Origin of the sequence: Staphylococcus sp. 11007852, assembly GCF_011394325.1 — a bacterium.
Classification (GTDB): Bacteria; Bacillota; Bacilli; order Staphylococcales; family Staphylococcaceae; genus Staphylococcus; species Staphylococcus agnetis.
Genome location: NZ_JAANBJ010000026.1, coordinates 68834 through 93290 on the forward strand (window position 1 = coordinate 68834; position 24457 = coordinate 93290).

The window sequence follows — 24457 nt, forward strand, 5'->3', positions numbered from 1 at the left end:
AGAGAGTGTGTATAAAAGTTGGAAATATTAAACGTTATTGTAATTACTAACTATCAATCTTTTTTGTTCTTTCTAGTTGTAAACATTATAATAATTGAAAAAATCCATTACAAAAAATGGGATTACATCTCTCTTTATTTTGGGGTTGTAATCCCTTCTACAGTTCTATTCATACTTTTTGATAGACAAAGTTTGCTTGCATTAGTGATTGGCTATTTAATTTTCTTTTATTACAAAAAGAAAATTATTGGTCTAATAGCAGTTTTATCTAGTGTATTAATTCTAGTTGTGTGTGATTTCATAGCCACCTGGTTTTACTACTATATCAATGGACTAACTATTCACCATATGGTTATATTTATAATATACATATTTGTATTTTCTTTATTGGTAGTTATTATTGCTTTAGTTGTTAGATTACTCATGAGCAAATTAAAGTATACATGGTTATATGTAAATAAAATTTATCTTGTTACATTAATGATCTGTCTTTTAGTATTCTTTTTAACAATGTTTTTCTTCTTGCCAGATTATGTTTCTTCAGTAGCTGAATTTAAAATTTTAGGTATCTTTTACTTTACATTTGTAGCTATTTTTATCGCAATACTTTTATTGGTAACTATTACAACTTCTCGAGAAATTAATTATCGTAGAAGTCAACAAGAGATTGAAGATTATTATAATTATACGCTGCGCGTTGAACAAGTAAACAATCGCATGCGAAAGTTTAGACATGATTATATTAATATTTTATCCACGATGTCAGAGTATTTGCGTGAGGATGATTTGGAGGGCCTTAAAGCATATTATAATAAACACATTAGTCCTCTTAAAGATCATTTTGAAGCAAATACGTTGAAATTAAATGGTGTGGAAAATTTAAAAGTCAAAGAGATAAAAGGTGTTATCACTACAAAAATTTTGCAAGCTCAAGAACGTCAAATTGAAATAAGTGTTGAAGTCGCTGATGAAATTAATGAAATCAACATGGAAATGATTGATTTAAGTCGTATTCTAGGCATCATTATGGATAATGCGATAGAAGCTTCTATGAATCTTGAAACTCCTATGATCCAAATCGCATTTATTAAAACTGAACAATCCGTGTTAATTATTATTATGAATAAAGCACCTGACAATCTTCCGAAATTACATACGTTGTATCAAGAAGGCTTCTCAACGAAAGGTAAAAACAGAGGTTTAGGGTTATCCACCTTAAAAGAAATTACAGATAGTAAGGATAATGTCTTTTTAGAAACAACAATTGAAAATCATTATTTCATTCAAAAATTAGAAATCATGAATAACGATGCGTAAGGATGTGACCCGTTTGAAAATTTTAATTTGTGAGGATGACCCTAAACAAAGAGAACGAATGGAATCCATCATTCAGAATTACATTATGATTGAAGAAAAGCCTATGGAAATTGAAATTTCTACTAGTGACCCCTATGCGTTACTTGAGGCATCCAAAAATATGACTGATATTGGTTGTTATTTTTTAGACATCCAATTGGAATCAGATATTAATGGTATTAAGCTTGGTAGCGAAATTCGAAAACATGATCCTGTAGGTAATATTATTTTTGTAACCAGTCATAGTGAATTAACCTATTTAACTTTCGTGTATAAACTTGCAGCAATGGATTTTATTTTTAAAGATGACATTGATGAGTTACGTACGAGAATTATTGATTGTCTCGAAACAGCACTTAAGCGGTTAGATTTATTAACAAAGGATAACACAGTAGAAACAATGGAATTAAAACAAGGCAGTAATTCTGTCTATGTTAACTATGATGATATTATGTTTTTTGAATCTTCACCTAAGTCACATCGTTTGATTGCACATTTAGATAATCGTCAAATTGAATTTTATGGTAATTTAAGAGAGCTCACACAAATTGATAGTCGTTTTTTTAGATGTCATAATAGTTTTGTGTTAAATCGACATAACATTACGCATGTTGACGCTAAAGAGCGCATTGTTTATTTTAAAAATGAGGAATTTTGCTATGTGTCTGTAAGAAATATAAAAAAAATCAAAAAATAACGTTGTTTTATCAATAGTCAAATGCCTGAATCAGTTATCGCACGGTAACCGATTCAGGCATTTTAATTTAGTCTTCAATTTGTTTTTTTATGTCATATTTAGTCAATTTTAAGTATACTTGACCAGAGTCTGTGACAACTTTTATTTTATTGGCATCTTTAGATGGAAAAATACGTGAAGATAACACTTTCTCACCCTCATTACAGAATATTTCAATACTTGAAGTATCCACAAATATTCTAAGTTGAGAAAGCTCTGATTTTAGTTGTGCTACTCGTGCTGTTCCCTCTACAGGATGCGGTAATTTCCCACTATCAAATCGATCTAAAATCACTTGTTGCGTTTTCGACTCATAACGAATTACCGTAGCTTCATGTTTTGAAGCTCTTAAGTGAAATTCAATGGCAGATGCCTCATTTTCAAGAATATCTATAATGAGTTCATATTGCTCACCTTCATATGGGTGTAATTGTTTAATAAATTTATTCGCGTACCCTAACGCAGTTTCTTTATTTTGGCGTAACTTTCGTAAATCCATATGCGGTTTCTGTTTTAGTTCCCCCGACTCCAACGTTAAAATTCTAGGCACTGTTAAGCAATGCGCCCATCCCTCATCATCCGTTGGGTACTCTGTATCTGGTAGTCCCATCCATCCGATTAAAACACGTCGCTTTGCTTCATCTAAAAATGTTTGTGGTGCATAAAAATCAAATCCATCATCTAATTCAACGAATGACGCATGTTCGAATGTTAAAGTTTCAAAGTTCAGATGGCCTACTAAATAACCACTTTGATAAACATTTTGATAAGCGTTATCTTCTGAATCTATACCTTGCGGGCAAAATAACAAAATATCTTTACCATTAAGTTGGAAATAATCCGGGCATTCCCACATGTAGCCAAATGATTTTAATTGTGTGTCGATTTCACCTAAAAATGTCCATGGCTTCTCTGGATGTGATGTTCGATACATTAAAACCGTACCTGTAAGATTTTCTCTTTGCGCACCTATTAATGCATAAAGATACCCTTCTCTTTGAAACACTTTGGGATCTCTGAAATGGTGTGTATATCCTTTAGGTGGCCCACTAATAATCGGCGTATCGAATTTAATGACATCTCCGTGACTATTCACTTTGGCAAGCATTTGACAACTGCGTCTTTCCCATGAAGCCGTACGGTGATTCGCTGTATACATATAATATAGTTGATTTTGAAATTGGAAAGCACTACCACTATATACACCGTGACTATCAAACGTCGTATCAGGTTTTAATATTGGACCACATGGTTTTAAATTCACTAAATTCTTGCCGGTATAATGAAACCAATATTTTAAACCATGAACAGCGCCTAATGGAAACCATTGATGTGATAAATAGTATTGCCCCTGATAATAGATTAATCCATTGGGATCATTAAGTAATCCTGTTTCAGGTTGAATATGAAATACTTGTCGATACGGAGAGGCTTGAACGCGTTCTCTAAGATCATTGATTACTTTAGCATCCACATCCTCTAGCTTTTGGTAACGTTTTTCCCGGCTCCATTGTTCCATTGGAATTCTTTTCCTCCTTTAAAATTTGCGGTAAAATGTTTAAATTTTAATTCCATATTAAAACCGCTTCTATGATGAGTGATACGTAGCGTTTCTCACCAAAGTACTTTTTATGTATATTTCCTAATTTTATCTCAACTTTCTTAGACTAAACTATCAAAAACTAGTTTCTTTATATATCATACTGAGGCACGATTTCACTTTTGAAAACTAAACCAATTACGGTTAAGTCAGTTTGTGAATTTATTATCTCTTTGTTATTTTATCACACATCGGCCTTGAAACTTTATCAATTTTTATGAAAAAACCGATTAAATCCCATCTCATATAGGATTTAATCGGTGTCTCAAAATCACTTGGCTTTTTGAACCGTAATCGTCCAAGAAGCATCTCCTACTTGCTCATAATTTGTCACAGGATAACCGTTTTCAGCAGCCCAATTAGGAATTGCTTCTGTTGCCTGTGTACAATCAAAATCGATTTTCAATTCATCCCCCAACGGTAATTCTTGCATTTTCTTTTGCGCTTCAATCAATGGAAATGGACATACCATTCCTACTGTTCCTAATTCATGTACCATTTTAATTCCTCCTACAATTTATCTATTGTGATACACTGACTGTTTTCGATTGGATAGATTGACGTTGTTGTGCCACTTTCATAGGGCGCACAAACATAAAATAACTCATGAACCAAGTTCCAAAAATCATAAATGCCAGTCCAATCCAACCTTGCCATGATAGAGCTGCAGTTGCTACTAATCCATTACCAATAGAACAGCCACCTGCTACTGCTGCACCAAAGCCCATGCACATTCCGCCTATAGCGCTATTACGTATCGTTTTTTTATCGGGTAAACGCCACGCAAATTCTTTTGAACCTCTAGCTGCAATATAAGAGCCAAAAAAGATGCCAATAACTAAAAATACACCCCAGTCAACTACTGAAATATCACCTGTAGTTAAAAACATCACTATATTGGAAGATGGCGTTGTGATGCCTAACCCACCTTGACGACCTGTTGATTCTGACATTGGCCATGCAATAAGTGCAATTAGACCAACTGCAATAGCAGCAATAAAAGGATGGAACCGTTTTTCAAATAAAATATGACGCAATCCTGAATATTTTTGTTTTAGCTGTGGCACTGCAATTTTGGGTTTTGGTTTTCTTAATGTTTTAATCACGAAAAACAACGTAACAGTGACTAATATGATTAAGAAAATCCAGTTTGGAATACCTGTAGATTGAGCCATATCTGCATTAGCAACCGTTTTACTATTGAGCGCATTCATGAGTGGTGCTAAAAGACCATTTTTTGTAATAGCTGCAAATAAACCATACATCACAAGTGCAATCCAACTACCTATTAATCCTTCACCTGCACGGTAATATGTCCCTGTAGCACATCCACCCGCTAAAATAATACCGACACCAAATATAAAAGAGCCGATTACTGTGCCTATAATTGGAAACGTTTCATTTGCTATTGTGATAACACCCATTACGTTGAGAATATATATGCCAATTGCTTGAATCGCTATGGCAATGAGCAATGCATAAAACATCTTATTATTTTTCTGAACGTACATATCTCTAAACCCTCCAGTAAGGCAAAAACGTGTACGTTGCATTACAAATCCAAGTAGTACCCCTACTATAAGACCACTTACTATAGTCCAAATCATACATACCTCTCCTATCCCGATTATTATGATAAGAATTATAGCAAATACACATTTTTTATCAAGGGGTTGAATTAAAATAAAAAAGATAAAAGCGACAGACGCTTCGATCTCCAATTTCATATTCATAGATCATTGCTGTTGAAATGCAATCGGCACCATGATGTGATGGTGCTTATTTACATTTACCCATAATTTTTCATAAAAAATAACAAGGATTGTAGTTCGACACCTAAATCGATTTGATGCACTTGCACATCATTAGGTACTTGAACAGGTGATGGAGTAAAATTTAAAATACCTTTCACACCTGCGTCTACAACTTTATCAGTAACACTTTGTGCAACTTTGATAGGTGTCGCAATAATAATTACTTCTAAGGCTTGATCTTGAATGACTTTTTTCATTTCATCCATAGATTTCACTGTGACATCCCCAATTTTAGTACCCACGATTTCAGGATCTATATCAAATGCTTCAGTAATAAACATATCATCATGTATCGGGAAGTTGAAAGAAATTAAAGCTTTACCTAAATGACCAACACCAACAACACCTATTTTAATTAAATCAGCATCACTTAGCTCTGATTTAAAAAATTCTAATAAACTGTCGATATTGTAACCATAGCCTTTTTTTCCAAGTTCACCAAAGTATGAAAAATCACGTCTAATCGTGGCGGAGTCTATACCAAGACCCTCACTAATTTCTTTAGAGTTGACACGTGAAGCCCCTTTAGATTTGAGACTATTTACAAAACGATAATATAACGGTAAACGTTTCAGCGTCGCACGTGGAATTTTATTTAATTCTTTAGTCATTTTCGTTCCTCCATCTTTTGCATACCATTTCAGGTCGCACACTCAAAGTTATATGAGCTATAACAACTTTAAAAATATTTTATAATAAAAAGATTTATCTACTTTATTTTGTATCAATAACTGCAAATACATTATGACTTAATATTGTTTTGTTAAAAATTTCACCTACTTTTATTCATTTTCATTATAACTTAAAACCGCTTTTAAAGGAACATAATCTATTTGAACCCCTTCTACTTTGTTGTACAATAATGAAGAATGAAAGGAGCTTTAACATGATACTAATGCAATTAAGTCAGCTCTCGAAATCATTTGACGGTGAAGAGATTTTTAGTCATGTCAATTTTGAAGTCCAAACGGGTGAACGCATAGGCATCGTTGGGCGTAACGGTGCCGGAAAATCGACATTGATGAAAATCATTGCTGGTGTCGATGATTACGACAGCGGACATATCTCTAAAATTAAGGGTTTAAAGATTGGTTATTTAACACAACAGATGACATTAAATACAAATAATACTGTTTTTGATGAAATGGCAAAACCTTTTAAAGAAATTGAGGCAATTGCACAAAAGATGCAATTAGAAACAGATTGGTTGAGTACACACGCGGAAGACTATGAAAGTCAAGCTTACCAAGAGCACCTTAATCGTTACGAAGCATTATCTAACCAGTTCGAACGCATGGAAGGCTATCAATATGAAAGTAAAATTAAAACGGTTTTAAATGGGCTGAAATTTTCAGAAGACGATTATTATCGCCCCATAAACGATTTTAGTGGCGGCCAAAAAACGCGTTTGTCACTTGCACAAATGCTACTCAGCGAACCTGATCTTCTTCTATTAGATGAACCGACCAACCATTTAGATATGGAAACTACAGAGTGGTTAGAAGATTATTTGAAATATTTTAACGGCGCAATTGTCATCATTTCACATGACCGCTTCTTTTTAGATAAGATTGTTACACAAGTTTATGATGTTGCACTTGGTGAGGTGAAACTTTATAAAGGGAACTATGCGAAATATGTCCAATTACGTGATGCATATTATGAAAAACGCATGGCCGAATATGAACATCAACAAGCTGAAATCAAACGTCTCGAAACATTTGTAGATAAGAATATTACACGCGCTTCGACGAGTGGCATGGCTAAAAGTCGTCGTAAAATGTTAGAAAAAATGGCACGTATTGAAAAGCCATTACTGGATGCTAAAAGTGCAAACATTCAATTTGATTTTGATAGAAACACCGGTAATGACGTGATGTATATTCAAAATCTTGAAATTGGTTATCACAGCCCCATTACCGCACCTATCTCTTTTGAAATTACAAAAGGTGATCGTATTGCTGTGATTGGTCCAAATGGCGTTGGAAAATCTACCCTCATTAAGACATTAGCACAAAAAATCACCTCTCTTAGCGGCAAAATTCAAATGGGTTCAAATTTAAAAATTGGTTACTATGATCAGAAACAAGCAGAGTTTAAGTCAAATAAAACGATATTAGATTATGTGTGGGATCAATATCGACACATGCAAGAAAAAGATATTCGAGCAGTCTTAGGGCGCTTCCTATTTACGCAAGAAGAAGTAAAAAAAATCATCAATGATTTATCTGGCGGTGAAAAAGCACGTCTACAACTCGCACTTCTTATGTTAGAACGCAATAACGTGCTCATCCTTGACGAACCAACCAACCATTTAGACATTAATTCCAAAGAAATGTTAGAGCAAGCTTTAGCGCATTTTGAGGGCACGCTCATATTTGTTTCTCACGACCGTTATTTCATTAACGCATTAGCGAATAAAATATTTAGTTTAGATGCAGATGGTGGTCAATTTATTCAAGGGAATTACGCTTATTATTTAGAAAAAGTAGCACAACAAAAAGCTTTAGAAGCACACCAAAATCATTCTGTAACTTCTGAGAACGTATCAAAAGATTCGGCTTCTACTGATTATCAAGACCAAAAAACAATAAGACGAGAAAAACGTAAACTTGAACGTCAAATCGAAGAATATGAGGCGCGCATAGCAACGTTTGAAGGTCAAATAGAGCATTTAGATATTCAAATGGCTTCAGAAGATATTATCAATGATTATGAAGAAACATCACGACTTGCAAATGAACGTAGCACCATCGAACAAAACTTAGAACATACGATGTTACAATGGGAAGAATTACAACATAAGTTAACTGAATATGACATTTAACGACATGTATCGGAGTATAATTTTATACTTCGATATTTTTTGTTTTCACATATTATAGACAGAACCCGTAATTTCAAAACCAATAGATTCAACTGTCCACAAAGTTATCCTAGTTATCCACATTTTATATCAATAACAAACCCCCTCTTACCCACAGTTTATCCACTACAAATATTCTAAATGGCACTTTTTTATACACAAGTTGTTAACAAGTTGTGCATAAGTACGCATGTTCTCTATTGACTTTTCAGCTTCTATCACCTTTACTTGTGTTTTGATAAATGAATAATTAAAATATAGTGTATATTTATATTATTCTATGACATTAAGGGAGTACTTTTATAATGACTGACTTCATATTTTTAATGATTTTAATTATTGGGATGATTACCGTAGTCATCGGTACAGAAATCTATCAAAAAATTCAGTTCCGTAAGTCTATTGCAGCACATTTAAAATACCGTTTTAAATTTGATGATATAGAGCGATCATTTGCTTTTTACGATACCTACTACAAAAAATATACTGATTTAACTGGACAAGATGAATCTCCCTTAATTTGGGTAGATAATAAAACTTGGTCAGATTTAAATATGCTTGATATGTTTAAGGCATTAAATTACACCTATACATCGGTAGGCGAAAATCACTTATATCATGTTTTAAGGCTTCAATCCTCGCTATCGCATTACTCAATTTGGAAGTCTATTAAAGAAAACACAGCATTTCATCATAAACTTGTGATGTTACTCGCTAAATTAGGTAAACAAACTTATCCTAATTATGATTGGCAATCTTACCAATATCGTTTTCATCCAATTTATTATGTGTTGTCGTTTTTGCCTATACTCTCTATTTTATTAGGTTTGTGGCACATTGAGTTAAGTATTATAGCTTTACCTATTTCATTATGCATTAACTATATAGTCAGTTTGCGGTTTAATCATTATGTCGATAGAGATGTAGACAGTTTATTCTTCACTGGTCGCATTATCCATACAACGAATAAAATCAATCAATTACAGCTTACCCCTAACTTTGAGCATGATTTGGACAAACTCAACCAAGTAAATCGATGGCGATTTTTGCTTCTAAAAGCGCAGACGATTCCAGGTTACATTGTCTTATTAATTAAATATATGTTTTTAATTGATATTCACTTATACCACATGCTAGTTAAACGATTTAAAATGAATCACGAAACAATCCATGCATGCTATCGTTATGTCGGTGAAATCGATGCTTTATTAGCTGTTGATCAATGGCGCCATCATCAAGCTTATTGTACGACGCCATCTATTAGTAAAAACTTCCATTTTACGTCATTAGTTCACCCACTTGTCAATGAAGCTGTACCAAATGACTTTGATTTTGATTATAATGTCTTGTTAACGGGTTCAAATGCTTCAGGTAAGTCTACATTTATGAAAGCCACAGCTATTAATTTAATTTTAGCGCAAGCAATTAATACAGTGACTGCTGAACAATTCGAATTTCAACCTGGTATCGTCAAAACTGCAATGGCAAATGCGGATGATGTACTTACAGGTGATAGTTACTTTATGGCAGAAATAAAATCTTTAAAACGCTTATTAAACATTCACCCTAAAACACCACATTATTATTTTATTGATGAAATATTTAAGGGTACCAATACGGCAGAACGTATCGCAGCCTCCACAGCTGTTTTGGAATACTTATCTCAATTTCATCAATTAAAAATGATTGCAGCAACACATGATATTGAACTTACATATACGTTAGATGCACATTTTAAGAATTATCATTTCAATGAACAAATATATGAAGACGCCATTCATTTTGACTATAAAATTAAAGAAGGTCCTGCAAATACACGTAATGCATTGGAACTGATACGCATAATGAAATTTCCAGCTGAAATTTATACACAAGCTCAACAATATGTTTCATCATTTGAAGCATCAAAACAAAACCGCCCAACAGATTCAAAATAATCTGTTGGACGGTTTTTTATGATCGATACATTTCAATATCCATTTGACTTTTTCCATTCAAATCTAAATCAGCGACGATGCCTTTTTGATAAATGTGGTAAGCAGCCGCACCAATCATTGCAGCATTATCTGTACATAATGAGGCTTTAGGAATCGTAAGAGTAATGCCTCTATCAGAAGTTGCTTTAAGTAACGCAGATCTTAAACCACGATTACTAGCCACGCCTCCAGCAACGATAAGTTGATTCACTTGGTAAGCCTCACATGCTTTAATGGCCTTCCCTACGAGTACTTCTACAACACTGTTTTGAAAACTTGTTGCAACATTTTGAGGGATGGGCGTTTCCCCTTTTTGCTTTAAGTTATGCAATTTATTAATCACCGCACTCTTTAATCCACTAAAACTAAAATCATAACTATCCGTTTCTAACCACACACGCGGAAAAGCATACGTATCTTCTCCTTCTTGTGCTAAACGATCAACATGAGGACCCCCTGGATATGGTAAACCAATTGTACGTGCCACTTTATCATAAGCTTCACCAACAGCATCGTCACGTGTCTCACCAATGATTTCAAAATCCAAATGATCTTTCATATAGACAAGTTCTGTATGACCACCTGAAACGATTAAAGCAATCAGCGGAAACGTTAAAGTGCCTTCTAATTGATTCGCATAAACATGTCCTGCAATATGATGCACAGGTATGAGGGGTTTTTGATGGGCAAAAGCCAATGCTTTAGCTGCATTCACGCCCACAAGTAACGCACCTATTAACCCGGGGCCTTGTGTCACTGCAATTGCGTCGATGTCATCCATCGTACAGGAAGCATTTTGAAGCGCATCTTCAATCATAAGTGTCATGTTTTCAACGTGATGTCTACTCGCAACCTCTGGTACTACACCACCAAATCGTTTATGACTATCGATTTGACTCAATACACTGTTGCTAATGAGCTGTGTGCCATTATCTATCACACTTACACTGGTTTCATCACAACTCGTTTCAATCGCTAAAATTCTAACGTTTTGCGTCATTTTAATGTCACCCACATCACTAAAGCATCTTCTCCTTCTCCATAATAATTTGCGCGACGTCCTCCAAATTCAAATCCTAGTTTTTGATAAATGTGTTGCGCGACTTTATTTTCAACACGCACCTCAAGACTCATCATGTTCGCTATGTGTGCGCTGTAAGTCATTACATATTCAAGTAATAGTTGTCCTAATCCATAACCACGATACATTGGTTTCACAGCAATGGTTGTAATCTGAGCCTGATCAACGACAATCCAAACACCTAAATAAGCAATAATTTCACTTTCATATTCCATTACAAAATAGTGGGCAAAGTTATTTTCATTCAATTCATGATAAAAAGCATCACGCGTCCATGAACTATCATTAAAACTGATACGTTCAATTTCAAAAACTGCGTTCACATCTTCACTCGTCATACGACGAATATTTAATTGCTGTTTGATTGTTGATTCATCCAATTTTGTTCCGCCTCCGATAATTTTAGGTAAGATGGGACAAATGTATGAACATCGACTGGTTGACCTTTTAGAAGATACATTTGATGTGCTTGGGGTAAATTGGAAACCGTTGAAAATTGTTCGAGTTCACCCTCAAATTGCTCTGTATCTTCCCCCACAAAGACAACGTTGTCCATTGATGCTACTTTAGTGATTAATGATGCCAATTCAATATATTGATCATCAATCACACATGTTAATGAATCGTTGTGCCATTGATATACTCCCGCAAAAACAAAACCTCGACGCGCATTAAATATCGGTACAATCGTTGCTGATTTATCATCTACTGTTGCTGCAAGAGCACTTAATGAAGATACACCATACAGTGGTATATTCAATGTATAAGCAAGTGTTTTGGCAGTGGTAACACCGATTCTTAATCCTGTATATGAACCCGGGCCTTGCGCAACAATAATCGCGTTTAAATCTTTAGGTTCTAACTTCACTTTATCAAGTAATTCTTTTATTGTCGGCATCAGTTGTATGGAATGATTTCTTTTTTCGGCTGTCGTTTTAGACGCCAATACGTCATCATTTTTCATGACTGCCACTGATAAAGGCTGATTAGAGCTATCCAATAACAAACTAATCATGTTCTAGCGCCTCCTTCACTTGTTCAAAATGAACACCCGCAGCATCTATGTCAATCGTTCTCGTATTTTCATCAATGACGTGAATCGTTAACCTTAAAAAGTGACTTGGTAAGTATGCTTCAATGAACTGGCTCCATTCAATCATCGTAATGGCATCATCTTCAAAATATTCATCGAACCCTAAATCTTCATCGGAGTCTTCTAGACGATAACAATCCATATGATGAAATGCCAACTGACTACCTTGATAAGATTTAATGATATTAAACGTAGGTGAATTGATTGTACGTTTAACCCCTAACGCTCGGCCTACCATTTGACTTAACGTTGTTTTACCGGCGCCAAGATCACCTTCTAATAAAATAACATCGCCCGATGTTAATAGTGACGTGAGTTTCACTGCAAACTGTTGTAAGTCATCTAAATTATTTATCTTGATCATTAGTTCTCTCCTGATTGGATTTACTTATCTATTGTAACAAATTTTTTAACGTCTGACTGTACCGAGTTATTTTGAGAAAGTATAAATAAATTTTCAGAAATTTCAAATTTATGATTGACAACGTTATTTGGATAAGGTAAATTAGGTACATGAATTTTTAGATAATTCTATCAATTTAAAATATTGAATATACACACTCATTCAAGGAAGGAGCACATCAATATGACATTCACACCATATAATGCTAAACAACAATTAAATATTATTGTCTTATTAATGTGCTCAGGACTGGAGTATTAGTGATTTAATTTACTAATGACTTAAGTCCTATTTCTAATTGAATGGGACTTACAAAATGCGTCCCAATTATCAATTGGGGCGCATTTTTTATTTTTTATCCTTTTATCAATATTTAGGAGGTCATTCCATGAGAAGTGACATGATTAAAAAAGGTGATCAACAAGCACCAGCGCGAAGTTTATTACACGCTACAGGACAAATTCAATCCCCTACTGATATGAATAAACCATTTATTGCGATCTGTAATTCATATATTGATATCGTTCCCGGACATGTGCATTTAAGAGAGTTGGGTGATATCGCTAAAGAAGCAATTCGAGAAGCTGGTGGCATTCCTTTTGAATTTAATACGATTGGTGTAGATGATGGTATTGCGATGGGTCATATAGGGATGCGTTATTCCTTACCTAGTAGAGAGATTATCGCAGATGCTGCTGAGACTGTAGTAAACGCACATTGGTTTGACGGTGTGTTTTATATACCTAATTGTGACAAAATCACACCTGGTATGTTGCTTGCTGCAGTTCGAACAAATGTACCTGCTATATTTTGTTCGGGCGGTCCAATGAAAGCAGGATTATCATCTCAAGGGAAAGCTTTGACATTATCCTCTATGTTTGAAGCTGTTGGCGCTTATAAAGAAGGTACGATGACAAAAGAAGAATTCTTAGAAATGGAACAAAACGCTTGTCCAACATGTGGTTCATGTTCAGGCATGTTTACAGCTAATTCCATGAACTGTCTCATGGAAGTACTAGGTCTGGCATTACCATTTAATGGAACGGCGTTAGCAATTGGAGATGAACGACGTCATTTAATTCGTAAAGCAGCCAAACAACTTGTTGAAAATGTTAAGAATGATCTTAAACCTAGAGATATTGTGACAAGAGAAGCCATAGATGATGCTTTTGCCTTAGATATGGCTATGGGCGGTTCAACTAATACTGTATTACATACATTAGCAATCGCCAACGAAGCTGGTATCGATTATGACCTCCAACGTATTAACACAATTGCTAAAAAAACACCTTATCTTTCAAAAATCGCCCCAAGTTCATCCTATTCAATGGAAGACGTACACAATGCAGGTGGCGTACCAGCTATTATCAATGAACTTCTTAAGAAAGATGGCGTATTACATCCTGACCGAATTACTGTCACAGGACAAACCTTACGTGAAAATTATGAAGGACATAAGATTTCAAACCATGAAGTCATTAGACCGCTTGATCGTCCTTATGATAAAGAAGGTGGATTATCTATTTTATATGGCAACATTGCGCCAGACGGTGCAGTCATTAAAGTTGGCGGCGTTGATCCTTCGATTAAAACATTTAAAGGTAAAGCGATTTGTTTTGATAGTCATGATGAAGCTGTTCAAGCCATCGATAACCATACCGTACGCGCTGGTCATGTTGTTGTGATTCGTTATGAAGGACCTAAAGGTGGGCCAGGAATGCCAGAGATGTTAGCTCCGACATCATCCATTGTCGGACGAGGTTTAGGTAAAGATGTCGCATTGATTACAGACGGACGCTTTTCAGGTGCCACACGTGGCATTGCAGTGGGTCATATTTCTCCAGAGGCTGCTGCTGGAGGCCCTATCGCCTTAATTGAAGATGGAGATGACATATCGATTGATTTAGTACAACGACAAATTGAAGTCCACATTGATGAAGTGACATTAGAACGTCGTCAGAAGCTGTTAAAACCTTTTAAAGCTAAAGTTAAAACTGGCTATCTCGCACGCTATACAGCCCTAGTGACAAGTGCGAATACAGGTGGTGTGATGAAAGTACCAGAAGATTTACTTTAAACATGGAGGGATGACTTATGACTAGTGAAAAAGAAGTAATGGTACCTACAGATGATGCAGTACAAGGTTTAAATCCAGAATTAGAACCGAAATCACCCAAATCAGGCTCAGAATTATTAATTGATGCACTGATTGAAGAAAATGTTGAGTATATTTTTGGATACCCTGGTGGTGCTGTACTTCCACTTTATGATTCGATTTATGAAGACCGGATCCCGCACATTTTATATAGGCATGAACAAGGTGCTGTACATGCTGCAGAAGGCTATGCTCGTGTAAGTGGAAAACCAGGTGTTGTAGTTGTCACAAGTGGGCCAGGTGCCACGAATACGTTGACAGGTATTGCTGACGCTTATAGTGATTCACTACCGTTAGTAGTTTTTACGGGCCAAGTTGCCACAGCTGGAATTGGTAAAGATGCGTTTCAAGAAGCGGATTTACTTTCAATGACTACACCAATTACTAAACATAATTATCAAGTAAATGATGTTAAAGACATCCCTAAAATTGTAAAAGAGGCATTTTATATCGCAAATTCAGGTAGAAAAGGACCTGTTGTCATTGATTTTCCAAAAGATATTGGAATTTTAGCAACAGATAAGACAAATGACGCGACTGTTCTAACGCCTGGCTATGAGGTGAATCATACGCCAAGGTCTGAGGATATTCAACAGGTCCTCGATTATTTAAAAGAGGCGCAAAAACCACTCGTTTTAGCTGGTGCAGGCGTTAACTTTTCAAAAGCGAATCATTTATTACAAACTTTTGTAGAACGTCATCAAATCCCTGTCGTTACAACCCTTCATGGATTAGGAGCAATCCCCTACGAACACCCACTGTTTCTTGGAATGGGAGGCATGCATGGCTCATATGCCAGTAATATGGCAATTACAGACTGTGACCTTCTTATCAATTTTGGGTCCAGATTTGATGATCGCCTAGCAAGCCAACCTGAGACATTTGCTCAAAACGCTACAATCGTTCATGTCGATATTGACCCTTCTGAAATCAATAAAGTCATTGACACTGATTTAGGTATTGTAGCGGATGTTAAAGCAGTGATTGAAGCATTATTACACCACCCAACCCGTGTATCTACATACGATACATGGATAAACCAAATAGCCCAATATAAGGCAAAACATCCATTTAAATATTTGAAGGATGTAGACACGCAGTTTTGCAAACCCCAACGCGCCATTGAATATATCGGAAAAATCACAAATGGCAAAGCCTATGTCACAACTGACGTAGGACAACATCAAATGTGGGTTGCACAATTTTATCCTTTTAACACACACGGACAATTCATTACTAGTGGTGGTTTAGGAACGATGGGATTTGGCATTCCCGCAGCCATCGGTGCTCAATTTGCAAAACCAAATGATACTGTAGTGGCATTTGTAGGTGATGGTGGTTTTCAAATGACCAATCAAGAACTTGCACTTCTTAAAGCGTATCAATTGAACATTAAAGTTGTACTTATAAATAACGGTACATTAGGAATGGTGAGACAATGGCAAGATAAATTTTTCAAACAACGTTTTTCACACTCTGTATTTAATGAGCAACCTGATTTTATTAAATTAGTTGAAGCTTATGGTATAAAGACGTTTTTAATCGATGACCCTCTCCAATTAGAGCAAACCCTCGAAGCCGCATTTCGCTATGATGGTCCTGCTTTTATTGAAGTGAGAATCTCACCTGCAGAACCTGTATTACCGATGGTTCCTAGTGGTAAAGCGAATCATGAAATGGAGGGATTGTTATGAGACGCACTTTTAAATTAAAAGTATTCGATAAGGCAGGCACATTAAATCGACTTACAAGTATTTTTGTACGTCGACAATTCAATATCGTCAATATTGCTGCAAGCCCTACGCGTGAAGAAGGATTAACTGAAATAACATTTGTAGCAGAAGTGCCTAATGAACAAGTTACACGGACAATCATTCAACAATTAAAAAAACAAATCAACATTTTAACTGTTGAAGACATCACGGATACCAATACATTTAATCGTGAATTGCTCTTAGTGAAATTGAAAGCACCCTCAAATATCTCAAAAATCAATGCGTTAATAGCCCCTTATGATGCGCTAGTTACTATTTTAAAAGAAGATAACGAGCACATTTATTTACAAGTGGCAGGACCACAATATACGTTAGACCATCTTTTAGAAGATCTATCATCATTAGAAATTAAGCAAGTTTCTCGCTCAGGAACTGCTGGCATTGTATGAAAAAACAACTTATATATTTTTAGGAGGAAAAGTTATGACAAAAGTTTATTATGATCAAGATGTAGAAAACGATGCGTTAAAAGGTAAAAAAATTGCAGTCATTGGGTATGGTTCTCAGGGTCATGCACATGCTCAAAATTTAAAAGATAATGGCTATGAAGTTGTGATTGGTATTCGTCCGGGTCGCTCTTTTGAGCAAGCAAAAGAAGATGGTTTTGATGTTTTAACCGTAAGTGAAGCCTCACAACAAGCCGATGTTGTAATGGTTTTATTACCAGATGAAATTCAAGGTACGGTTTATGATAATGAAATCAAACCAAACTTAGAACCCAATAACGCACTTGCGTTTGCACATGGTTTTAACATTCACTTTAACGTCATTGAACCACCTGAATTCGTTGATGTCTTTTTAGTTGCACCTAAAGGACCTGGCCACCTCGTTAGACGTACCTTTACAGAAGGTTCTGCTGTTCCGGCATTATTTGCAGTACATCAAAATGCCTCTGGAAACGCACGTGATATTGCTTTAAGTTACGCCAAAGGGATTGGTGCTACACGTGCAGGCGTATTAGAAACAACATATAAGGAAGAAACTGAAACGGATCTATTTGGGGAGCAAGCCGTCTTATGCGGAGGTGTAACACGCTTAATTCAAAGTGGATTTGAAGTCTTAACAGAAGCTGGTTACCAACCTGAAATTGCTTATTTTGAAGTCTTACATGAAATGAAACTCATCGTTGATTTACTTTATGAAGGCGGCCTCGAAAATATGCGATATTCTATTTCAAATACAGCAGAATTTGGTGACTATGTTTCAGGTCCACGTGTCATTACTGATGAAACAAAAAATAACATGAAGGCTGTACTAGAAGACATTCAAACAGGTGCCTTCAGCCAACAATTTATTAATGATAATCAAAATGGTTTTGAGCATTTCAAACAAATGCGACAAGCACAAAAGGACCATCCTATTACACAAGTTGGTCAAGATTTACGTAAAATGATGCCCTTCATCAAAGCCAAACAAATTCAAAAGTAATTGATTCATTTAAAGGAGCTGTTCATGATGACTAGTCATATTCAACTATTTGATACCACACTTAGAGACGGAGAACAAACACCTGGTGTAAGTTTTTCATTCGATGAACGTTTAGCAATCGCAAAACAACTTGAAAACTGGGGTGTTGATGTAATCGAAGCAGGCTTTCCCGCTTCAAGTCAAGGGAGCTTTGATTCAGTTAAAGCAATCGCACAGACTTTAAAAAAGACAACGGTAACAGGCTTAGCACGATGTAAAAAGTCTGATATTGATGCGGTATATGAAGCTACGAAAGATGCTGTAAAACCATCTATTCACGTGTTTATTGCTACAAGTCCAATTCATTTGGAATCAAAACTGAATATGACTGAAAGTGAAGTGCTGGCTTCTATCAAAGCGCATGTGACGTACGCATCATCATTATTTGATGTTGTTCAATTTTCACCAGAAGACGCAACACGTACACCCCTACCCTTCTTAATTCAAAGTGTACAAACAGCTGTAGATGCAGGTGCAACAATTATCAATATACCTGATACAGTTGGCTATAGTTACCCAACGGAATATGGTGCCATATTTAAAACACTACTTCAAACAATTAAATCGGACTCTGAAATCATTTATAGCGCACATTGTCATGATGATCTCGGGCTAGCTGTCGCCAATAGTATGGCTGCGATTGAAAATGGTGCAACCCGAATTGAAGGAACTTTAAATGGTATTGGAGAACGTGCTGGTAATACTGCACTTGAAGAAGTTGCGCTCGGCCTATATGTCCGTCAAGATCACTATGGCATAGAAACTCGTGTTCAGCTTAATCAAACGAAAGCAACATCTGAGTTGATCGCACGTTATGCCGGGATTGCTGTACCTCGAAATAAAGCCATTGTAGGTAAAAATGCTTTCAGTCATGAATCTGGTATACACCAAGATGGCTTTCTTAAAAATCCTGAAACGTATGAAATCATGACACCACAACTCGTGGGTATTCAACAAACTGAATTACCACTTGGCAAATTGTCAGGAAAACATGCTTTCCAAGAGAAGCTTAAACAAATGGGTTATGAAATAGGATCTGAAGAACAAAAAGTACTATTTAAAGCATTTAAAAATATTGCCGATAAGAAAAAGCAAGTGACAGACCGGGATATTCATGCCCTAATTCAAGGTACAACACATGAGTTACATGCTTACTATCAACTAGAAACGTTACAATTACAGTTTGTATCAAATGGATTACAAAGTGCCGTCGTCGTGATTAAAGACAAGGATGGCCATACCTACCAAGACTCCAGTATTGGCACAGGTTCAATAGTTTCAATATATAATGCGGTAGATCGTATATTTAAAATTCAACCTGAGTTATGTGATTACCGTATTGAAGCAGTTACTGAAGGCTCTGATGCCCAAGCTGAAGTACGTGTTTCGATTCGTCTAAATGATACTACTTTTGATGGCGTTGGATTTGATCACGATATTATCTATGCATCCTGTAAAGCCTATGTTGAAGCTTGTTCAAAAGCGATGGCTGCAGTTTCAAGTGAGGTGGATGTGCATGTGTAAGCAAATTGTTGTATTAGCTGGAGATGGTATCGGGCCTGAGATTATGTCAGGCACCTTAGAAGTACTGCAATTACTATCTCATCAATTTCAGTTTGACTATGAATTAGAAGAACATCTTATGGGCGGGTGTGCTATCGATCAATATGGTACACCCCTCCCTGAACATACGCTCTCTGCTTGTAAACGTGCAGATGCGATATTGTTGGGAGCTATAGGTGGACCAAAATGGCAAAACGCGTCAGTTCGACCAGAACAAGGTTTATTGAAATTGCGTCAATCACTCAGATTATATGCAAATATTCGACCTACAAAAGTATTACCTTCCATGGTTAAATTATCACCATTAAAAGAAGAAATTGTTTCCAATACAGATTTTATTATTGTTCGGGAACTCACAGGCGGAATCTATTTTGGAGAGCCTAGAGTACTCAATGCGGAGTCAGCTATCGATACACTTGTATATACAAAATCTGAAATTGAACAAATCGCACATGTTGCCTTTCAACTAGCACAACAACGTCGTCAACGTGTGACGTCAGTCGATAAAGAAAATGTCCTCGCAAGCAGTAAATTATGGCGACAAACATTAATTGAAGTTGCTCGTTTTTATCCTGATGTCACGCTAGAGCACCTACTTGTGGATGCGTGTAGTATGAAACTTATCCAAAATCCGCTACATTTTGATATTATCGTCACTGAAAATTTATTCGGTGATGTCTTAAGCGACGAGGCTTCGATGTTACCAGGTTCTTTAGGCTTATCCCCTTCATCGAGTAAAGGACATAGTGGCATCAATCTATACGAACCCATTCATGGATCTGCTCCAGATATAGCCGGTCAAAATTCAGCAAATCCATTTGGGATGTTATTATCGCTAGCAATGTGTTTACGAGAAACCTTTCAAGCTCCAAAAGCCGCAGAATTAATTGAAAAGAGCATTGCACATTTAATAACTGAGAATATCACAACTGCAGATTTGGGCGGTCATTACAAAACCACCGATATTATTGAAAATATTAAGGCATATATAAAGGAGGCGTAATTATGGGGCAAACATTATTTGATAAAATTTGGCATCAACATGTCATTACAGGTGAAGTTGGTAAACCTCAGTTACTTTATATTGATTTACATCTTATTCATGAAGTAACGTCACCTCAAGCATTTGAAGGTTTACGTATACAAAAGAGACCTTTACGCCGTCCTGATTTAACCTTTGCAACATTAGATCACAATGTACCAACATCAGATATTTTTAACATTAAAGACAGCGTAGCGCTGAATCAGATACAAGCACTGCAACAAAACTGTAAAGATTTCAATGTCACATTGTTTGATATGGGATCAGATGAACAAGGTATTGTACATATGGTCGGCCCTGAACTTGGACTTACACAACCTGGTAAAACGATTGTTTGTGGTGATTCACATACTGCTACACATGGAGCATTTGGTGCAATTGCTTTTGGTATTGGTACAAGTGAAGTAGAACATGTATTTGCAACACAAACGTTATGGCAAATTAAACCTAAAAATTTAAAAATCGAAGTGACAGGTACATTGCCTAAAGGGGTTTATGCGAAAGACATTATACTCTTTTTAATTCAACAACACGGCGTAGATTTTGGAACGGGCTATGCACTAGAGTTTACAGGTGATACTATCTCATCCCTTTCAATGGAAAGTAGAATGACATTATGTAACATGGCAATCGAAGCTGGTGCCAAATATGGCGTCATACAACCGGATGCAACAACGTTTGAATATTTAAAAGGACGCCAGTATGTCCAAGACTTTAATCAAAAAGTAATGGATTGGCAATTATTATCGAGTGATACGGATGCAACTTTTGATAAAGTCATTCACTTAGATGTATCACAATTAGAACCTCAAGTCACTTGGGGTACGAACCCAGAAATGGGCGTGAGTGTTTCAGAACCATTTCCCGAAAGTAAATCCGTCAATGATGCGCGTGCGTATCGATACATGGGGCTTAAACCGGGTCAACGTGCTAAAGATATCCCATTAGGTTATGTATTTTTAGGTTCATGTACGAATGCTCGTCTATCTGATTTAATTGAAGCCAGTCGATTTATCAAAGGTCAAAAAGTGCATCCAAACATTAACGCAATTGTCGTTCCAGGGTCACGGCGCGTTAAAAAAGAAGCCGAGTCATTGGGGCTAGATCGTATTTTTATTGCAGCAGGTTTTGAGTGGAGAGAACCAGGTTGCAGCATGTGTTTAGGTATGAATCCTGACCAAGTGCCAGAAGGTGTCCATTGTGCCTCAACAAGTAACCGTAATTTCGAAGGTAGACAAGGTAAAGGTGCACGGACACATCTTGTATCCCCTGCAATGGCCGCTGTAGCAGCCATTCATGGTCATTTTATTGATGTTAGAAAGGTGGCTGAGACATTATGATGGAAATTAAACCCTTCACGACGTATAAAGGTAAAGTTGTGCCATTATTCCATGACAATATTGACACGGATCAAATTATTCCTAAAGTACACCTTAAACGCATATCGAAAAGTGGCTTCGGGCCCTTTCTATTTGATGAATGGCGGTATTTAAAAAATGGCGAAGCCAACCCGGATTTCATTTTAAATCAAGCACCCTACCGTGGTGCAACTATTTTAATTACGGGTGATAATTTTGGTTGTGGTTCTAGTCGTGAACATGCGGCTTGGGCACTAAAAGATTATGGCTTTCAAGTCATTATTGCAAAAAGCTTCAGTGATATTTTCTATATGAACTGTACTAAAAATGCTATACTACCGATACGCCTAGATGACGAAGCCAGACATCAACTCGTAGAAGCAAAAGAAATAGTGATTGACTTGCCTCGTCAACTTATTCAAGCTAATGGCAACACATTTACGTTCGACATTGAAGAAACGTGGAAGCATAAATTTATCAATGGATTAGATGACATTGCTATCACATTATCGTATGAAAGTGAAATAAAAGCCTATGAACGAGCTAAATTAAAGGAGTGAACAGAATGACTGTCACAACACCAACTTTAAATGTAAAAGAGATTGATGAAGCACATTTACGATTACGAGATACCGTAAAAACAACACCCCTTGAATATGACCATTATTTATCATTAAAATATCAATGTCATGTTTATTTAAAACGTGAAGATTTACAATGGGTGCGATCATTTAAATTACGTGGTGCATACAATGCAATTTCAGTATTATCTTCAAAACAAAAGTCACAAGGTATTACATGTGCCAGTGCTGGAAATCACGCTCAAGGTGTGGCATACACTGCACGTCAACTAAATTTAAATGCAGTAATTTTCATGCCAGTGACAACACCGAATCAAAAAATCAATCAAGTTAAATTTTTTGGAGATACCAATGTTGAAATTAAATTAATTGGGGATACCTTCGATGATTGTTTAAAAGAAGCTTTATCCTACACCGAAAAACACCAAATGACGTTTATTGATCCTTTTGACAATATTGACACCATTGCAGGACAAGGTACTGTGGCAAAAGAAATCTTAACACAAGCTACAGACGCAGACATACATTTCGATTACGTGTTTGGTGCAATCGGTGGTGGTGGTTTAATGTCTGGTGTTTCTTCTTATTTTAAAGCACACTCCCCTCATACGTCTTGCATTGGAGTTGAATCCCTTGGTGCAAGTAGTATGTATCAATCTATTTCACAAAATCGTATTGTGAGTTTAGAAAATATCGATAAATTTGTAGATGGTGCTTCTGTAGCTAAAGTTGGGCAATTTACTTTTAACATTTGTAAACATACCATTGATGATTATGTACAAGTGGATGAAGGAGCGGTATGTTCCACTATATTAGATATGTATTCGAAACAAGCCATTGTTGCTGAACCAGCTGGTGCACTGAGTGTCAGCGCATTAGATCATTATCAATCAGAGATTAAAGGGAAAACGGTTGTATGTATCATTAGCGGTGGTAATAATGACATTAATCGCATGAAAGAAATTGAAGAACGTGCATTACTGTACGAAGAAATGAAACACTATTTTATTTTGAATTTCCCACAACGTCCGGGTGCACTAAAACAATTTGTAAATGATGTTTTAGGCCCTGATGATGATATCACGAAATTTGAATATCTTAAAAAGGCATCACAAAATACGGGAACGGTTATAATTGGAATCCAATTAAAATATCACAAAGACTTAAATACACTGAAACAACGTATCCATCAGTTTGATCCAAAAAATATTTATATTAATGAAAATAAAATGCTTTATTCACTGCTGATTTAAATCACATACAAAAAACCCCAAGTACGATTTGTACTTGGGGTTCGTTTGCTTGGCAACGTCCTACTCTCGCGGAACGTAAGTCCGACTACCATCGGCGCTAAAGAGCTTAACTTCTGTGTTCGGCATGGGAACAGGTGTGGCCTCTTTGCTATTGTCACCAAACAATGTTTTACTTCGTGGCAATCGTTCGCATTCGTCTTCATCGCTACGTCATCACTCAGTTGTTTACGGTAAGTAAACGCCTTCGCTCTTTCTTGCGATTCATAGACTTCAAACGTTTTCACTTCGTAAAATACGGTGTGGTAAACGTTCGTATTCGAACATGTCACTTCGTAAAA

21 protein-coding genes and 1 rRNA gene are annotated in these 24457 nt (G+C 36.2%); 13 read left to right on the forward strand and 9 right to left on the reverse strand.

All coding sequences use genetic code 11. The annotated features are described in order from the left end of the window. Positions 1-18 precede the first annotated feature (18 nt). Together agrC and agrA are read left to right on the forward strand one after the other, a co-directional pair. Positions 19-1317: a quorum-sensing sensor histidine kinase AgrC gene (gene agrC / locus G8Y85_RS07960; RefSeq protein WP_165805658.1), complete on the forward strand. Its 1299-nt coding sequence runs from the start codon at positions 19-21 to the stop codon at positions 1315-1317. Between the two features lie 13 nt (positions 1318-1330). Further along, on the forward strand, positions 1331-2053 hold the full coding sequence (gene agrA, locus G8Y85_RS07965) for a quorum-sensing response regulator AgrA (protein ID WP_107401418.1): 723 nt from the start codon (positions 1331-1333) through the stop codon (positions 2051-2053). Positions 2054-2120: 67 nt separating this feature from the next. Here agrA and G8Y85_RS07970 read toward each other — a convergent pair whose 3' ends face one another. The 4 genes from G8Y85_RS07970 to G8Y85_RS07985 form a co-directional block, all read right to left on the reverse strand. After that, positions 2121-3611 carry a sucrose-6-phosphate hydrolase gene (locus G8Y85_RS07970; RefSeq protein ID WP_165805659.1) on the reverse strand — a complete coding sequence of 497 codons (1491 nt, stop codon included), beginning with the start codon at positions 3609-3611 and terminating at the stop codon, positions 2121-2123. Between the two features lie 352 nt (positions 3612-3963). Further along, complete coding sequence (locus G8Y85_RS07975; RefSeq protein ID WP_060551494.1) at positions 3964-4191, reverse strand: sulfurtransferase TusA family protein; 228 nt, start codon at positions 4189-4191, stop codon at positions 3964-3966. A 22-nt stretch (positions 4192-4213) separates the two neighbouring features. Then, positions 4214-5299 carry a YeeE/YedE family protein gene (locus G8Y85_RS07980; protein WP_060551495.1) on the reverse strand — a complete coding sequence of 362 codons (1086 nt, stop codon included), beginning with the start codon at positions 5297-5299 and terminating at the stop codon, positions 4214-4216. A 182-nt stretch (positions 5300-5481) separates the two neighbouring features. Then, on the reverse strand, positions 5482-6117 hold the full coding sequence (locus tag G8Y85_RS07985) for a redox-sensing transcriptional repressor Rex (protein ID WP_037567012.1): 636 nt from the start codon (positions 6115-6117) through the stop codon (positions 5482-5484). A 275-nt stretch (positions 6118-6392) separates the two neighbouring features. Here G8Y85_RS07985 and G8Y85_RS07990 point away from each other — a divergent pair, with 275 nt between their 5' ends. Both G8Y85_RS07990 and G8Y85_RS07995 read left to right on the forward strand, forming a co-directional pair. Continuing rightward, positions 6393-8333, forward strand: coding sequence for an ABC-F family ATP-binding cassette domain-containing protein (locus G8Y85_RS07990; RefSeq protein WP_103345964.1), 1941 nt, complete (start codon positions 6393-6395; stop codon positions 8331-8333). Between the two features lie 344 nt (positions 8334-8677). Then, the gene (locus G8Y85_RS07995; RefSeq protein ID WP_209104229.1) at positions 8678-10309 is read left to right on the forward strand and encodes a MutS-related protein; all 1632 of its coding nucleotides are present in this window, start codon (positions 8678-8680) and stop codon (positions 10307-10309) included. Between the two features lie 16 nt (positions 10310-10325). On the opposite strand, the gene tsaD is transcribed toward G8Y85_RS07995, so the two are convergent. From tsaD to tsaE, 4 genes are read right to left on the reverse strand one after another with little or no spacing between them, the layout of a single operon-like run. Beyond that, entirely contained in the window at positions 10326-11348 is a 1023-nt protein-coding gene (gene tsaD, locus G8Y85_RS08000; RefSeq protein WP_103345966.1) for a tRNA (adenosine(37)-N6)-threonylcarbamoyltransferase complex transferase subunit TsaD, read from the reverse strand. Continuing rightward, positions 11345-11767, reverse strand: coding sequence for a ribosomal protein S18-alanine N-acetyltransferase (rimI, locus tag G8Y85_RS08005; protein ID WP_082624789.1), 423 nt, complete (start codon positions 11765-11767; stop codon positions 11345-11347). Before rimI ends, tsaD begins: the two co-directional genes overlap by 4 nt. A gap of 11 nt (positions 11768-11778) precedes the next feature. Next, on the reverse strand, positions 11779-12444 hold the full coding sequence (gene tsaB / locus G8Y85_RS08010) for a tRNA (adenosine(37)-N6)-threonylcarbamoyltransferase complex dimerization subunit type 1 TsaB (RefSeq protein WP_107371147.1): 666 nt from the start codon (positions 12442-12444) through the stop codon (positions 11779-11781). Continuing rightward, entirely contained in the window at positions 12437-12886 is a 450-nt protein-coding gene (tsaE, locus tag G8Y85_RS08015; protein ID WP_060551501.1) for a tRNA (adenosine(37)-N6)-threonylcarbamoyltransferase complex ATPase subunit type 1 TsaE, read from the reverse strand. The genes tsaB and tsaE overlap by 8 nt, the downstream gene beginning before the upstream one ends. 427 nt (positions 12887-13313) lie before the next feature. On the opposite strand from tsaE, the gene ilvD reads away from it, so the two are divergent. From ilvD to ilvA, 9 genes are read left to right on the forward strand one after another with little or no spacing between them, the layout of a single operon-like run. Continuing rightward, entirely contained in the window at positions 13314-15002 is a 1689-nt protein-coding gene (gene ilvD / locus G8Y85_RS08020; protein ID WP_107371148.1) for a dihydroxy-acid dehydratase, read from the forward strand. Between the two features lie 38 nt (positions 15003-15040). Then, positions 15041-16774 (forward strand): biosynthetic-type acetolactate synthase large subunit, encoded by a 1734-nt coding sequence (ilvB, locus tag G8Y85_RS08025; protein ID WP_425338451.1) that lies wholly within the window; start codon positions 15041-15043, stop codon positions 16772-16774. Then, positions 16771-17244: an acetolactate synthase small subunit gene (gene ilvN, locus G8Y85_RS08030; protein ID WP_103345970.1), complete on the forward strand. Its 474-nt coding sequence runs from the start codon at positions 16771-16773 to the stop codon at positions 17242-17244. The genes ilvB and ilvN overlap by 4 nt, the downstream gene beginning before the upstream one ends. A 34-nt stretch (positions 17245-17278) precedes the next feature. After that, a complete protein-coding gene (gene ilvC / locus G8Y85_RS08035) occupies positions 17279-18283 on the forward strand; it encodes a ketol-acid reductoisomerase (protein WP_060551505.1) in 1005 nt (334 codons plus the stop codon). 27 nt (positions 18284-18310) lie between these two features. Next, on the forward strand, positions 18311-19846 hold the full coding sequence (locus tag G8Y85_RS08040; protein WP_060551506.1) for a 2-isopropylmalate synthase: 1536 nt from the start codon (positions 18311-18313) through the stop codon (positions 19844-19846). Beyond that, a complete protein-coding gene (leuB, locus tag G8Y85_RS08045; RefSeq protein WP_103345971.1) occupies positions 19839-20888 on the forward strand; it encodes a 3-isopropylmalate dehydrogenase in 1050 nt (349 codons plus the stop codon). Before G8Y85_RS08040 ends, leuB begins: the two co-directional genes overlap by 8 nt. A gap of 2 nt (positions 20889-20890) precedes the next feature. Then, on the forward strand, positions 20891-22267 hold the full coding sequence (gene leuC, locus G8Y85_RS08050) for a 3-isopropylmalate dehydratase large subunit (RefSeq protein ID WP_165805661.1): 1377 nt from the start codon (positions 20891-20893) through the stop codon (positions 22265-22267). Then, complete coding sequence (leuD, locus tag G8Y85_RS08055) at positions 22267-22845, forward strand: 3-isopropylmalate dehydratase small subunit (protein WP_060552499.1); 579 nt, start codon at positions 22267-22269, stop codon at positions 22843-22845. The genes leuC and leuD overlap by 1 nt, the downstream gene beginning before the upstream one ends. 5 nt (positions 22846-22850) lie before the next feature. After that, the gene (ilvA, locus tag G8Y85_RS08060) at positions 22851-24119 is read left to right on the forward strand and encodes a threonine ammonia-lyase IlvA (protein ID WP_165805662.1); all 1269 of its coding nucleotides are present in this window, start codon (positions 22851-22853) and stop codon (positions 24117-24119) included. Between the two features lie 47 nt (positions 24120-24166). On the opposite strand, the gene rrf is transcribed toward ilvA, so the two are convergent. After that, positions 24167-24281 (reverse strand): 5S ribosomal RNA (gene rrf, locus G8Y85_RS08065). Between the last annotated feature and the right edge of the window lie 176 nt (positions 24282-24457).